Annotated in this window: 11 protein-coding genes; 5 read left to right on the top strand and 6 right to left on the bottom strand. The window is 69.7% G+C overall.

The window, feature by feature from the left end; translation table 11 throughout:
• Positions 1 to 54: 54 nt before the first annotated feature.
• The 5 genes from ACFFIO_RS01700 (at position 55) to ACFFIO_RS01680 (ending at position 5,310) form a co-directional block, all read left to right on the top strand.
• Positions 55 to 459, top strand: a complete 405-nt coding sequence (locus ACFFIO_RS01700) for a YraN family protein (RefSeq protein WP_378039941.1) — start codon at positions 55 to 57, stop codon at positions 457 to 459.
• On the top strand, positions 456 to 2,039 hold the full coding sequence (locus ACFFIO_RS01695; RefSeq protein ID WP_378039940.1) for a YifB family Mg chelatase-like AAA ATPase: 1,584 nt from the start codon (positions 456 to 458) through the stop codon (positions 2,037 to 2,039). The genes ACFFIO_RS01700 and ACFFIO_RS01695 overlap by 4 nt, the downstream gene beginning before the upstream one ends.
• Complete coding sequence (gene dprA, locus ACFFIO_RS01690; RefSeq protein ID WP_378039939.1) at positions 2,036 to 3,400, top strand: DNA-processing protein DprA; 1,365 nt, start codon at positions 2,036 to 2,038, stop codon at positions 3,398 to 3,400. The genes ACFFIO_RS01695 and dprA overlap by 4 nt, the downstream gene beginning before the upstream one ends.
• Positions 3,401 to 3,544: 144 nt before the next feature.
• Positions 3,545 to 4,585, top strand: coding sequence for a tyrosine recombinase XerC (locus tag ACFFIO_RS01685; protein ID WP_378039938.1), 1,041 nt, complete (start codon positions 3,545 to 3,547; stop codon positions 4,583 to 4,585).
• A gap of 221 nt (positions 4,586 to 4,806) precedes the next feature.
• Complete coding sequence (locus ACFFIO_RS01680) at positions 4,807 to 5,310, top strand: DUF3145 domain-containing protein (protein WP_378039937.1); 504 nt, start codon at positions 4,807 to 4,809, stop codon at positions 5,308 to 5,310.
• 182 nt (positions 5,311 to 5,492) lie between these two features.
• On the opposite strand, the gene fabF is transcribed toward ACFFIO_RS01680, so the two are convergent.
• From fabF to aceE, 6 genes are all read right to left on the bottom strand, one after another.
• Positions 5,493 to 6,752, bottom strand: coding sequence for a beta-ketoacyl-ACP synthase II (gene fabF / locus ACFFIO_RS01675; RefSeq protein ID WP_378039936.1), 1,260 nt, complete (start codon positions 6,750 to 6,752; stop codon positions 5,493 to 5,495).
• 156 nt (positions 6,753 to 6,908) lie between these two features.
• Positions 6,909 to 7,154: an acyl carrier protein gene (locus ACFFIO_RS01670; RefSeq protein WP_188803109.1), complete on the bottom strand. Its 246-nt coding sequence runs from the start codon at positions 7,152 to 7,154 to the stop codon at positions 6,909 to 6,911.
• Positions 7,155 to 7,229: 75 nt separating this feature from the next.
• The gene (locus tag ACFFIO_RS01665) at positions 7,230 to 8,282 is read right to left on the bottom strand and encodes a beta-ketoacyl-ACP synthase III (RefSeq protein WP_188803107.1); all 1,053 of its coding nucleotides are present in this window, start codon (positions 8,280 to 8,282) and stop codon (positions 7,230 to 7,232) included.
• Positions 8,283 to 8,361: 79 nt separating this feature from the next.
• On the bottom strand, positions 8,362 to 9,306 hold the full coding sequence (locus tag ACFFIO_RS01660; protein WP_378039935.1) for an ACP S-malonyltransferase: 945 nt from the start codon (positions 9,304 to 9,306) through the stop codon (positions 8,362 to 8,364).
• 79 nt (positions 9,307 to 9,385) lie between these two features.
• Positions 9,386 to 10,582, bottom strand: a complete 1,197-nt coding sequence (locus ACFFIO_RS01655) for a PucR family transcriptional regulator (protein WP_378039934.1) — start codon at positions 10,580 to 10,582, stop codon at positions 9,386 to 9,388.
• A gap of 162 nt (positions 10,583 to 10,744) precedes the next feature.
• Entirely contained in the window at positions 10,745 to 13,501 is a 2,757-nt protein-coding gene (aceE, locus tag ACFFIO_RS01650; RefSeq protein ID WP_504381506.1) for a pyruvate dehydrogenase (acetyl-transferring), homodimeric type, read from the bottom strand.
• Between the last annotated feature and the right edge of the window lie 52 nt (positions 13,502 to 13,553).

Genomic DNA, 13,553 nt, shown 5'->3' with positions numbered 1-13,553 from the left:
GCCACGCCCCACGCGGCCCTGTCAGCGAGCAGGCTGGTGCGTGGAGGTACATCAATGGCGCAATCCACCGCGGCCGGTCGCCGGCCGCAGCAATCATCAGCCCACACGGCACTCGGTCGCTTCGGGGAAGACGTGGCCGCCCGGTGGCTGCAGGACCAGGGCTACGAGATCGTGGACCGCAACTGGCGCTGCCCGGACGGTGAACTCGACCTCGTGGGGATCCACCAGGGCTGGTGGGTGGCGGTGGAGGTCAAGACCCGCCGCGGCATCGGCTACGGCCACCCCTTCGAGGCCATCAACGCGCGCAAACTCCGCCGGCTGTACCGGTTGTCACTCCAATGGGCGGCGGCGCACCCGGAGCTGCGGCGGTTGGCCGGCTGGAGGGTGGACGCGGTCTCCGTCCTGCTGCCGGCCGGTGGCGGCCTGACCGTCGAGGTCCTCAAGGACATCCGCCCATGAGCGCGGCCGCCGTCATGGGACGGACCCTCGCCGTGGCGCTCACCGGCATGCACGGCCACCTGGTGGAGGTCGAGGCGGACATCGGCCAGACGCTGCCCGGCTTCGTCCTGCTCGGCCTGCCGGACCAGTCGCTCCAGGAGAGCCGGGACCGCATCAAGGCCGCCGCCCGTAATTCCGGACTGCCACTGACGCGGAGGCACCTGACCGTGAACCTGGTCCCGGCAGCACTGCACAAACGGGGGCCCGGATTCGATCTGGGGATCGTGATGGCGGCCTATGCCGCCGACCGCCAGGTGCACGGCGTGCACGGGCCCGTGTTCCTCGCTGAACTGGGGCTGGACGGCCGGTTGCGCCACGCGCCGGGGATCCTGCCCTCCGTGATGGCGGCGGTCGAATCGGGGTATCCGGACGTCGTGGTGGCCGAGGAATCGGCGGATGAGGCCTCCCTGGTGCCCGGCGCCAGGGTGCGGGGTTTCCGCTCGCTGCATGAGGTGATCAGGGCCTTCGGCGGGGATCCGGAGCCGCCGCTGGCCAGCGCCGTGCCGGAGCCGGCACCGGCGTCGGATGGCGAGGACAGGACCACGTCCGTCTCTCTGTCTGGGGGACACGAACCCGATCTCTCGGAGGTCGCGGGACAGTTCGAGGCCCGCTTTGCCCTGGAGGTGGCCGCCGCCGGGGGACATCATGTGTTGTTGGAGGGGAGTCCGGGGGCGGGCAAGACGATGTTGGCCGAACGGCTGCCCGGCATCCTGCCGCCGTTGGACGACCAGACAGCGCTGGAGGCGACCGCGGTACGGTCACTGACCGGACGGCCCCAGGAAGCGGCCCGGCTGATCCGCAGGGCCCCGTTCCAGGCGCCCCACCATTCCGCCTCCATGGCGGCCCTGGTGGGCGGTGGCTCAGGCATCGCCCGTCCCGGGGCCGCGTCCCTGGCGCACGGCGGTGTGCTGTTCCTGGATGAGGCCCCCGAGTTCGACCGGCGGGTTCTGGATGCCCTGCGCCAGCCCCTGGAGTCCGGCGCCATCACCCTGCACCGGGCCTCCGGGGCGGTGCGCTATCCGTCCCGCTTCCAACTGGTGCTCGCTGCGAACCCCTGCCCCTGCGGTTGGGGTGGCGGGCGCGGCAGCAAGTGCCGATGCACATCCCTGCAACGGCGGCGCTACACGGCCAAACTGTCCGGCCCCCTCTTGGATCGGGTGGACATCCAGGTCACGGTTCCGGCGGTGGATGCGGCTGCCCTGACCTCCGGGGCCGGAGGAGAGGACTCGGCCACCGTCCGGGGCCGCATCCTGCCTGCGGTCGAGAGGCAGGCCGCGCGGCTGAGGCCCTTCGGACTGTCCCGCAATGCCCACATCCCGGCAGCCGTGCTGCGGGAGGGGCCGTTGGCCATCGAGCCCAGGGCACGCGCCGGAGCCGATGCGGCCCTGGATCGAGCAGAACTCACTGCCCGGGGTCATGCCCGCGTCATGCGCCTGGCCTGGACCATGGCCGACCTGCGGGATGCGGACCGGCCGGAGGCGGAAGACGTGGACGCGGCCCTGTATCTGCGGCGTCGAAGCCAAGGGGAGGGCGACGCATGAACGACGGTAGGGGAGACGGCGACGAGATGACGGGAGAGGACATGAGCGGGAACACGACGCCGGCGAGGGCCACCGACGAACTGCGCATCGCCCGGGCGGCGCTGACCCGGCTGCTCGAGCCGGGATCGGTTCTGGGTGGCACCGCAGTCCGGGTCTGGGGTGCCGCGCGTGCGGTCCAGATCCTCACCGGGCGGGACAGCCCGGGCACCGATGAGCGGCAGGACCTGAGGCTGGTCCTTGCCTCGGAAGGCGTGACACTGACCGAGCGGACCTGGACCACGTCCCTGGCCGGGTGGGCGGCCCGCGCCTCGAGCCTCGCTCCCGAACGCGACTTGGCCTCGCTGGACCGATTGGGCGGCGGATTGTTGATCCCGGAGGATCCCGGATGGCCCAGCGGGGTGGACGACCTGGGGCCGGCCGCCCCGGTGGCCTTGTGGTTCCGGGGTGCAGGACCTGTTCCCCGCGGCAGCTCCACCCTGGCCGTGGTGGGGAGCCGTGACGCCACCGGCTATGGGCAGTCGGTGACGAGGAACCTGGCGGGCGGGCTGGCCGCACGTGGACTGACGGTGATGTCCGGAGGGGCCTACGGGATCGACGCCATGGCCCACCGGGCCGCACTGGCCTCCGGCACGGGAACGCCACCGACGGTGGCGGTCATGGCCGGAGGCCTGGACCGCTACTACCCGGCTGGCAATGAGGACCTGCTGCGAGAGGTGGTGGCCCAGGGGCTGCTGCTGTCCGAGCTGCCACCAGGTGCCAGCCCGACCCGGCACAGGTTCCTGCAACGCAACCGCATCATCGCGGCTCTGTCCGCCGCCGTGCTGGTGGTGGAGGCGCGGTGGCGTTCCGGCGCGCAGAACACGGCCGGTCATGCCTTGGGCCTGGGACGGGAAGTCGGGGTGGTCCCCGGGCCGGTGACCTCCCCGCAGTCCGCCGGTTGCCACCGGTTGCTCCGGGAATCCCCCGCAGTCGTCGTCAGTGACGTGGAGGAGGCCCTGGCCCTGATACCGGGCGGCGGCGATGCCGAGCATGCCGCTGGCGGTCGAGGGTCGGCACTGCACGGGGCCGGCTCTGGAGTCGCTGGAGATGCTGGAGGCCCTGGAGGTACAGGTGGCTTGGGTGGCTCGGTGGTTTCGGGTGGTTCGCCGAGCGATGCTCGACCCCATGATCACCTCACGGTGGAGGAGTTGTTGGTCTATGAGGCGCTGCCCCTCCGCAAGGCCGCGCCGGTGGACAAACTCTGTGCCGTGGCCGGATTGGGCCCCGGCACGGTCATGGGCACCCTGAAGAAGCTCCAACGCCAATCGTTGGCCGAGCAACGGGAGTCCGGCTGGCGCCGCAGCGCGACCGAGGTCAAATGACAGCGGCATAGCCAACGGCTGGGATAGCGGCGGAGACAACGGTGGAGACAATGGCAGCGACCACGGCAGGGCGGCCAGACTGACAGTGACCCAGGAGGGGAGTCGTAGCCCCGGCAGGAGACGGCTCGGTGGCAGAGTGGGACCATGTCCTCTTCCACTGCACCGCACTCCGCGCGAACCGGGACGTCGCCCCGGCTCGCGGCCCGGGACCGCGCCTGGGTCGAGGGCTTCGCCGACCACCTGATGCACGAACGCAACCGTTCGGACCAGACCGTGCGCGCCTACCTCTCGGATGTGGAAGGCCTCATCACTGAGGTGGCCGAACACGAGCGGCTGCACCCCGTTGAGGGAGCCTGGCCGGAGGTCTTGGGCGGACTCGACCTGGCCGACCTGCGCGGCTGGTTGGGCCGGCTGTCCGCAGCCGGGCGCTCGCGGTCCACGCTCGCGCGAAAAACGGCCGCCGTGCGGGTCTTCATGGCGTGGGCCGTGCGTGAGGGACACCTCGAACAGGACCCGTCGCTCCGGCTGAGCTCCCCGAAGCGCAGCAGCACGCTGCCTGATGCGCTGAGTGCCGACCAGGCCGGCCGGCTGTTGGACACCGCAGGGGAGCCCGCGCCGGAGGGCACCCGGGAACGGGCCGTGGCCCTGCGGGACGCCGCCCTGCTGGAGGTGCTGTATGCGACCGGCCTGCGCGTCTCCGAACTCGTGGGTCTGGACCGTCAGGACGTGGACCATGAACGCCGCACGCTGGTGGTCACCGGTAAGGGCGGCAAGCAGCGGACGGTCCCTTTCGGTGCGTCTGCGGCGGCCGCCCTCGAACGCTGGCTCGATCACGGCCGCCGGGTCCTCATGGCCAGTGACCCGACTGGCCATCATCCGCCCTCAGCCTCAGCCTCAGGACCAGCCCGGGACGCCCTGTTCCTGGGTGTCCGGGGCGGACGCCTGGGTGTACGCCAGGTCCGTGAGGTCGTCAACCGGGCCCTGGCCGGACTCGGGGACACCTCTGCCCGTGGTCCCCACGTGCTGCGTCACACGGCAGCCACCCATCTGCTCGACGGCGGCGCAGACCTGCGCAGTGTGCAGGAACTGCTCGGCCACTCCTCCCTGCAGACCACGCAGCTATACACGCACATCTCGGTCGAACGGCTGCGCGAGGGGTACCGCCAGGCGCATCCGCGGGCCTGACCGGGTGTCGATCTTGGCTCTGGACGCAGTTGTGGGGCACAATGGTCCCGGAAGCACACCGGTGTCATTCCTTCGACTGACCTCGGAGCTTCCGGCAACAGCTTCAGTAACTGAATATATCGAGGCATTCAGCGCAGGTCGCTGCCTCCCGGGAACCCCTGTGGTTCACCCGCCTGTGGGGTCGTTGGGGAAGACGTACCGCACAGCACTGGGAGGAACGTATGTCTGAAACCATGGTCCGTGGAATTGTGTACATCCACTCGGCCCCGGCCGCGCTATGCCCGCACATCGAGTGGGCGGTGGGCTCGGTCCTCGGTGCCCAGGACCGGCTCGAGTGGACGGCGCAACCGGCATCCCAGGGTGCCTATCGAGCCGAGATCGTCTGGACCGGGCCCCAGGGATCGGGTGCCCGGCTGGCCTCCGCCCTGCGCGGGTGGGCCCACCTGCGCTACGAGATCACTGAAGAGGCCTCCGCTGGAGCGGACGGCAGCCGCTGGTCCCACACTCCCGAACTGGGCATCTTCCATGCCACCACTGACGTCACGGGCAACATCATGGTGTCTGAGGACCGCATCCGCTACGCGTACGAACAGGGCAGTGGCGATCCCTCGGCCGTCTTCCACGAGCTGAGCCTGGCCCTGGGCGAGGCCTGGGACGAGGAGCTCGAGCCCTTCCGCCAGGCTGCCGAGGGTGCTCCGGTGCGCTGGCTGCACCAGGTCGGCTAGCAACCCTCCACGGTCGCAGCATCGGCCGCTGCCACAGGCATGCTTCACTAGCCGCCGCTTGAACTGACGCCGGAGCCGCGCTTCTGAGTTGCCCCTTTCCTCCCAGAACGACAGAACCCGCCAGGTGATCCTGGCGGGTTCTGCCGTTAATCCGGTGACGGGCGCGGGGTGCGGACCCGGCGTCAGACGCTCCGGAACAGGGACACGGCGTTGTGGCCGCCGAACCCGAAGGAGTTGTTGACCGCCACGCGGGCGCCCTGGGGCAACTCACGGGGCTGACCGGTCACCACGTTCAGCGGGATCTCCGGGTCCTGGTTCTCGAGGTTGATGGTCACCGGGGCCCGGCCGTGGTAGACGGCCAGCACGGAGAGCACGGACTCGATGGCACCGGAGGCGCCGAGCAGGTGCCCGGTCTGGCTCTTGGTGGCGGACACGGCCACCTCGTCCAGGTGGCCGCCGAAGACGGACCTCATGGCCAGGTACTCCGGGCGGTCTCCGACCGGGGTGGAGGTGGCGTGGGCGTTGACGTGGCTGACGTCCGTGGGCGCGGCACCGGCCGATTCCAGCGCGAGGGTCAGAGCGCGGGAGGCTCCGAGCCCCTCGGCCTCGGGAGCGGTGATGTGATAGGAATCCGAGGTGACGCCCGTACCGGCCAGTTCGGCGTAGATGCGTGCTCCACGGGCCTTGGCGTGCTCCTCGGACTCGATGACCAGCGCGCCGGCTCCCTCGCCGAGCACGAAGCCGTCACGGTCCTTGTCATAGGGGCGGGAGGCACGCTCGGGTTCGTCGTTGCGCCGGGACAGGGCCTGCATGGAGGCGAAGGCGGCGATCGGCAGCGGGTGGATGGCGGCTTCGGCGCCGCCGCAGACCACCACGTCCGCCTTGCCGGAGCGGATGAGCTCCAGACCGATGTCGAGGGACTCGGTGCCGGAGGCGCAGGCGGACACCATGGTCCGGGCGCCGGCACGGGCGCCCAGGGCGAGGCTGATGGCCGCGGCCGGACCGTTCGGCATAAGCATGGGCACGGTCATGGGCAGCACGCGGCGCGGGCCCTTGTTCCGCAGGGTGTCCCAGCCGTCGAGCAGGGTCCACACGCCGCCGATGCCGGTGCCGAAGGACACCGCGAAGCGATCCGGGTCCACGGAGCTGTCCTGGTCCGTCCCGACGGCCAGTCCGGCGTCGGCCCAGGCCTCACGGGCGGCAACCATCCCGAACTGGGTGCTGGGGTCCATCCGCTTCATCTCCACCTTGGAGAGCGTCTCGGACACCGGAGTGGACACCTGGGCGGCGAAGGTCACCGGCAACTCGTACTCGGCGACCCATTCCTGCTCCAGCGGGCGGGCACCCGCGGTTCCGGCGAGGGCATTCTGCCACAGGGTCGGGACGTCACCGCCGATGGGTGTCGTGGCACCGAGCCCGGTGATCACGGCTGTGCGGTTCATGTTTCTACCTTTGGTCTACCGGGTCGGTGGACCCGAACGAGTGGTTGGTGAGGGGCTGGGAGTGGCCCTGAGCCGGGGGAGGGGCCGGCCGGCGTCGGGACAGTCCGTCTGTCCGCCGGCCGGTTCCCTCACCGGTCGCTGTGGTCCAACGGCAGGTCAGCCCTGGGCGTTGGCGATGAACTCGACGGCGTCGTTCACGGTCTTGAGGTTCTTGACTTCCTCGTCCGGGATCTTGACGTCGAACTTCTCCTCGGCGTTGACCACGATGGTCATCATCGAGATCGAATCGATGTCCAGGTCATCGGTGAAGGACTTGTCCAGCTGGACCTCTTCGGACTCCAGGCCGGTCTCTTCGTTGACGATCTCGGCGAGGCCGGCGAGGATCTCTTCCTTGTTTGCCATGGTGGCTCCTTCAGTGTGGATGATGGTGGTTGATCCAGCGTCGGTTGACGTGGAGGTCAGGTCAGGGGGAGCGGCTCAGGGGAGCCGGACCACCTGGGCGCCGTAGACCAGCCCGGCGCCGAAACCAATCTGGAGGGCCAGGCCCCCGCTGAGGGAGGGGTCCTCCTGCAGGACCCGGTGCATGGCCAGGGGGATCGAGGCGGCGGAGGTGTTGCCCGTCTCCTTGATGTCCCGGCCGATCGTCACCGTGTCCGGAAGCTTCAGCTGCTTGGCCATCTCGTCGATGATGCGCTCGTTGGCCTGGTGCGGCAGGAAGGCCGCCAGGTCCTCGGCGCGGACACCGGCCTTGTCGAGGGCCTCCTGGGCCACCTTGGCCATGGACCACACGGCCCAGCGGAACACGCTCGGCCCGTCCTGGTGCAGCGTCGGCCAGAGCTTGGACTCCGGATCGGTCAGGGCGGAGGTGTCTCCCGTCCTCCGGGCGGTCTCCACGGCATCACGCAGGTCGAGCATCGAGCGGGTCATGCTCACGGTCTCCCAGCGTTCACCGTCGGAGCCCCAGACGCTGGGGGAGATGCCGGCCTCCTCGGACGCGCCCACCACCACGGCCCCGGCGCCGTCGCCCAGGATGAAGGAGATGGAGCGGTCCGTCTCGTCGATGAAGTCGGAGAGCTTCTCGGCACCGACGACCACCACGTGCTTCGCCATGCCGGACCGCACCAGCGCGTCGGCCTGGGCCACGCCGTAGCAGTAGCCGGCACAGGCGGCGGAGATGTCGAAGGCCGGTGCCGGGGTGGCGCCGATGTTGTGGGCCAGCGCGGCGGCGGCCGAGGGGGTCGCGTAGGGGGAGGTGACGGTCGAGACGATCACGGCGTCGATGTCCGCCCCGGTGAGTCCGGCCTTGTCGATGGCCTCCTGGGCCGCCTGGGTGGTGAGGTCGAGCAGGGACAGGTCCCGGTCCGCCCGGCGGCGGGTGACGATGCCGGTGCGCTTCTGGATCCACTCGTCCGAGGAGTCGATCGGCCCGGCGATGTCCTCATTGGTCACCACCAGGTTGCCGCGCGCGGCGCCCACGGAGAGGATGCGGCTGCCGGCGACGGGCTCGTACTGCTTCAGGGTGGTGGTCATGATGTCCTCGGGATTCTCGGATGCAGTCTGGGTGGGTAGGGCGCGGACCCCGGGAGGTCCCCGTGTGTCCGGCGTCCGGTCAGTCGGCCGTGCCGGTGGTGGCCACGCCGTGCTCGGCGATGAAGTCCCGGGCGGCGTCCAGGTCCGAAGGGGACTTCACCGCCAGGGTGGGCGTCCCCTTCAGGGCGCGCTTGGCCAGCCCGGTGAGGGTGCCGCCCGGCAGCAGTTCCAGGATGCCGGTCACGCCGGAGTCCCGGAGGGTGTCCATGCAGAGGTCCCAGCGGACCGGGCGGGTCACCTGGTCCACGAGCTGGTCCACGAACCGCCGCCCGGTCTCCACAGCGAGCCCGTCACGATTGGACAGCAGGGGGACGGCCGGGTCCCGGGGGGCCAGCCCGTCCGCGTAGGAGGTCAGGACCGGGACGGCCGGGGCCATGTACGGGGTGTGGAAGGCGCCGGCGACCTTGAGGGCGATGACGCGGGCCTTGGCCGGCGGATTCTCGGCCAGGGCGGCCAGCGCGGCAGCCGAGCCGGCGGCGACGGTCTGGCCCCCGCCGTTGACATTGGCCGGTACGAGTCCCTGGGCGTCGAGGGCGGCCAGGACCTCGTCCGCGTCGCCTCCGAGGACGGCGGACATCCCGGTCGGTTCGGCCGCGGCCGCCTGGGCCATTCCGGTGGCGCGGATGCGGACGAACTCCAAGGCCTCGTCCGCAGGGAGGACACCGGCCAGGACGGCCGCGGTGATCTCACCCACGGAGTGACCCGCCGCGATCCATCCGGCAGCGGGGACGGAGTTCAGGTTCAGGGCCCGGGCAGCCAGCAGGCCGGCGGCCACGATGAGGGGCTGGGCCACGGCCGTGTCCTTGATGGTGGCCTCATCCGACACGGTGCCGTGGGCGGTCAGGTCGACCCCGGTGGCGGTGGACCACTCGGCGAGCAGGCCGGCCATGCCGTCCAGCTCGAGCCATGGTGTGAGGAACCCGGGGGTCTGGGAGCCCTGTCCGGGGCACACGATCGCAAGCATGTCCTTAACTGTGTCAAAACCGTGACCGGGTTCCGGGGCGGTGGGGACACCAAGCTCCGCGTCGTGTTTTGGAGGATTCCTACAAGGTGGTTCCGGGAGCGGGCGGCAGGCGACCGACGACCAGGGCGGTCTGCAGGACATAGGCGTCCCGCGGGGACAGGGGATCCCAGCCGGTGATCTCGCTGACCCGCCGCAACCGGTAGCGGACGGTGTTGGCGTGGATGAACAGCTCCCGGGCGGTGCCCTCCAGGGAATGTCCCAGCTCGCAGTAGGCGTCCACCGTCTCCAACAGCGAATTGCCGGCTGCCTGCAGGGGTGTGAAGACGCGCTGGACCAGCACGTCGATGGCGGCCTGGTCTCCGTGCAGGGCACGTTCGGGCAGCAGGTCCTGGGCATGGGCGGGGCGGGGTGCGCGGGGCCAGGCGGCGGCGGCGGCCAGTCCGGCGAGGGCCTCTCGAGCGCTGCGGTGGGCATCCACCAGGCTGTCGGAGAGGGGGCCGTAGACCACCGGGCCGTCACCGAACCAGGCCGTCAGGGCGAGTGCGGCCTGGCTGGGATCGGTGACGCCGCCGACCACGAGGACGATCCGTTCGGACTGGACTCCCACCAGCAGGTCGTGGCCGGCGCGGACCGCGGTGCGCCGTGCCCCGGCCAGGCGGGTGGGCAGGTCGGCGGAGGGAGTCGGCCCGGCCATCACCATGATCCCCTTGTCGCCGTTCCAGCCGGCCGCCGTGGCCCGGGAGAGGATCTCGTCCGGTGCCTCACCGCGCAGCACGGCGTCCAGCAGGACCGCCTCGTTCCGGCTGTCCCAGGCGCCGCGGGTCTCGGCGGCACGGGCATAGACATCAGCCAGGGCGAAGGCGATCTCCCGCGAGTATCTCAGAACGGCCTCGCGCACCAGGATCTGGTCCCGGTCCTGCACGATCCCGGGTACCTGGGCCTCCACCACATCCACGACCGTGCGGATCAGCTGGAGGGCCCGCTGCAGGCTGATGGACCGGGTCAGCTCGGTGGGGGCCCCGCCGAAGACCTCCCCGAGGACGGTGCTGATCGAGGTGGTGGGACGTTCGAACCAGGACAGGAACCCGGTGAGCCCGCGCTGGGCGATGAGTCCGAGGGAGGAGCGCTCATCCGGTGTCAGCTTCCGGTACCACGGCAGCGTGGAGTCCAGACGCTGGAGGGTCGCGGTGTTGAGTACGCCCAGATGGGCCCGCAGCCGGCGCAGGGACTCCTCGGAGACCTTGCGCGGCGGTGGGGTGCTGCGCGCGTCGGACATGCACTCGAGCATAGTGCCCCGGAAGGGGCATCGTGACGCGCGTGACACGGGTGCATTGTGGGAAACCCACAAGGACGACGACGGCCGGTGAGGTGCGCTGTGCACCTCACCGGCCGTCGTCGGGAGCCGGACGAGCCCGGACAGGGGTCCCTGGGGACGAGGTCAGGAATCGCCGCCGGCATTGCCGGTGGTGCCGGCGTTGACGTCGTCGATCCGGTACTTGCGGTAGGCCTCGGCCGCGGTGCCCGCATCGACCTTGCCGTCCTTCTCCAGCATCTGCAGCGCCTTCACGACCATCGAGTGGGTGTCGATGAGGAAGTAGCGGCGGGCTGCGGCGCGGGTGTCCGCGAAGCCGAACTCGTCCGCACCCAGGGTGGCGAAGTCGTTCGGGACGAAGGGGCGGATCTGGTCCGGGACCAGGGTGGCGTAGTCCGTGGTGGCCACCACGGGGCCCTCCGTGTCGGCCATCTTCTGCGTGAGGTAGGGAATGCGGGCCTTGCCCTCCGCGTTCTCCATCGCCTCACGTTCGGCGGCCACGGCGTCACGGCGCAACTCGTTCCAGCTGGTCACGGACCACACGTCGGCGGCCACGTTCCACTCCTCGGCGAGGATCTTGGCCGCATCGATGACCCACGGCACGGATACGCCGGAACCCATGAGCTGGACCTTCGGCCCGGTGACGTCGGCGTTGGCCTGGCTGTAACGGTAGATGCCCTTGAGCAGCCCCTCCACGTCCAGGTCCTCCGGCTCGTTCGGGTGGATGATCGGTTCGTTGTACACGGTGAGGTAGTACATGACGTTGCGGACGTCGTCCCCGCGGTCATGCTCCCCGTACATGTCCTCCAGGCCCTGGCGGACGATGTGCGCGATCTCGAAGGAGAACGCCGGGTCGTAGTGCTTCACCGCCGGGTTGGTGCCGGCCAGGATCGGCGAGTGGCCGTCCATGTGCTGCGTGCCCTCGCCGGCCAGGGTGGTGCGTCCGGCGGTGGCGCCGATGACGAAGCCCCGGGCCAGCTGGTCACCGGCAGCCCAGAAGGCGTCGCCGGTGCGCTGGAAGCCGAACATCGAGTAGAAGATGTACACGGGGATCATCAGCTCGCCGTGCGTGGAGTAGGACGTGCCCACGGCGGTCATCGCCGAGGTGGCGCCGGCCTCATTGATGCCCACGTGGTACAGCTGGCCGGACGTGGACTCCTTGTAGGACAGCATCAGGTCCCGGTCCACGGACAGGTAGTTCTGACCCTTGGGGTTGTAGATCTTCGCCGTGGGGAAGAACGAGTCCATGCCGAAGGTGCGGGCCTCGTCCGGGATGATCGGCACGATGCGGTTGCCGATGTTCTTGTCCCGCATCAAGTCCTTGAGCAGGCGCACGAAGGCCATGGTGGTGGCCGCCTGCTGCTTGCCGGTGCCCTTGCGGGCGTGCTTGTAGGTCGCCTCCGGCGGCATCGGGATCTTGTCGTAGTCCGTACGGCGTTCGGGCAGGAACCCGCCCAGCTTCTGGCGCCGCTCCATCATGTACTTGATCTCCGGTGCGTCCGGACCCGGGTGGTAGTACGGCACGTTGTACGGGTCGGCTTCGATCTGCTCGTCCGTGATGGGGATGCGGTGGCGGTCGCGGAACAGCTTGACGTCCTCGACCGTGAGCTTCTTCATCTGGTGCGTCGAGTTCTTGCCCTCGAAGTGCGGACCCAGGCCGTAGCCCTTGATGGTCTGCGCCAGGATGACGGTCGGCTTGCCCTTGTACTCCATGGCGGCCTGGTAGGCGGCGTAGACCTTGTTGTAGTCGTGTCCGCCGCGCTTGAGGCCCCAGATCTCATCGTCCGTCATGTCGGCGACCATCTCCTTGGTCACCGAGGAGCGGCCGAAGAAGTGGTCGCGGACGAAGCCGCCGGACTCCGCCTTGTAGGTCTGGTAGTCGCCGTCGAGGGTCTCGTTCATGATGCGGACGAGCTCGCCCTCGTCGTCCTGGTCCAGCAGCTGGTCCCATTCGCGGCCCCAGAGGACCTTGATGACGTTCCAGCCGGCGCCGCGGAAGTAGGCCTCCAGCTCCTGGACGATCTTGCCGTTGCCGCGGACGGGGCCATCGAGGCGCTGCAGGTTGCAGTTGACCACGAAGTTCAAATTGTCGAGCTTGTCATTGGCGGCGATGTGCAGGGCGCCGCGTGATTCCGGCTCGTCCATCTCGCCGTCGCCGAGGAAGGCCCAGACCTGCTGGTCGGAGGTGTCCTTGATCCCGCGGTTGTGCAGGTAGCGGTTGAACTGCGCCTGGTGGATCGCGTTGATCGGACCGAGGCCCATGGACACGGTGGGGAACTGCCAGAAGTCGTTCAGCATGCGCGGGTGCGGGTAGGACGGCAGTGCCTTGGGCGCCTTGGACTTCTCCTGGCGGAAACCGTCGAGCTCCTCTTCCGTGAGACGTCCTTCGAGGAAGGCCCGGGCGTAGTTGCCGGGGGAGGAGTGACCCTGGAAGAAGACCTGGTCGCCGCCGCCGGGGTGGTCCTGGCCGCGGAAGAAGTGGTTCAGACCCACTTCGTAGATGGTGGCCAGACCGGCGTAGGAGGAGATGTGGCCGCCGACCCCGACCCCCTCGCGCTGGGCGCGCTGGACGATCATGGCGGCATTCCACCGCAGGTAGTTGCGGTAGCGGCGCTCGAGCTCCTCGTCTCCGGGGTACTCGGGCTCCTGGTCCACGGGGATCGTGTTGACGTAGTCCGTGGTCGTGACCATCGGTACGCCGACCGACTTGGTGCCGGCCCGCTGTAGGAGTTGGCGCATGATGTACTCCGCGCGCTCCGTGCCCCGCTCTTCCACGAGTCCGTCGAAGGACTCGATCCACTCTGCCGTCTCCTGCGGGTCCTTGTCTGACATCTGGTTGGTCAGTCCGCTCAGGATGTGGGAGCTCTCTTCAGCTGCGCTCACGGCAACCTCTCTGTCGGCGGATGGTCTCCGCTGGTCTGGTGGGCCCGCGGTC

Source organism: Citricoccus parietis (assembly GCF_042433045.1).
In the GTDB taxonomy this organism is placed as follows: Bacteria; Actinomycetota; Actinomycetes; order Actinomycetales; family Micrococcaceae; genus Citricoccus; species Citricoccus parietis.
Note: the sequence above shows the minus strand (reverse complement) of the source record. Positions and strands in the feature narration are given on the sequence as shown.

Coding starts and splice junctions, on each gene's coding strand:
- ACFFIO_RS01700 (WP_378039941.1), top strand. CDS start 55: ATGGCGCAATCCACCGCGGCCGGTCGCCGGCCGCAGCAATCATCAGCC.
- ACFFIO_RS01695 (WP_378039940.1), top strand. CDS start 456: ATGAGCGCGGCCGCCGTCATGGGACGGACCCTCGCCGTGGCGCTCACC.
- dprA (WP_378039939.1), top strand. CDS start 2,036: ATGAACGACGGTAGGGGAGACGGCGACGAGATGACGGGAGAGGACATG.
- ACFFIO_RS01685 (WP_378039938.1), top strand. CDS start 3,545: ATGTCCTCTTCCACTGCACCGCACTCCGCGCGAACCGGGACGTCGCCC.
- ACFFIO_RS01680 (WP_378039937.1), top strand. CDS start 4,807: ATGTCTGAAACCATGGTCCGTGGAATTGTGTACATCCACTCGGCCCCG.
- fabF (WP_378039936.1), bottom strand. CDS start 6,752: ATGAACCGCACAGCCGTGATCACCGGGCTCGGTGCCACGACACCCATC.
- ACFFIO_RS01670 (WP_188803109.1), bottom strand. CDS start 7,154: ATGGCAAACAAGGAAGAGATCCTCGCCGGCCTCGCCGAGATCGTCAAC.
- ACFFIO_RS01665 (WP_188803107.1), bottom strand. CDS start 8,282: ATGACCACCACCCTGAAGCAGTACGAGCCCGTCGCCGGCAGCCGCATC.
- ACFFIO_RS01660 (WP_378039935.1), bottom strand. CDS start 9,306: ATGCTTGCGATCGTGTGCCCCGGACAGGGCTCCCAGACCCCCGGGTTC.
- ACFFIO_RS01655 (WP_378039934.1), bottom strand. CDS start 10,582: ATGTCCGACGCGCGCAGCACCCCACCGCCGCGCAAGGTCTCCGAGGAG.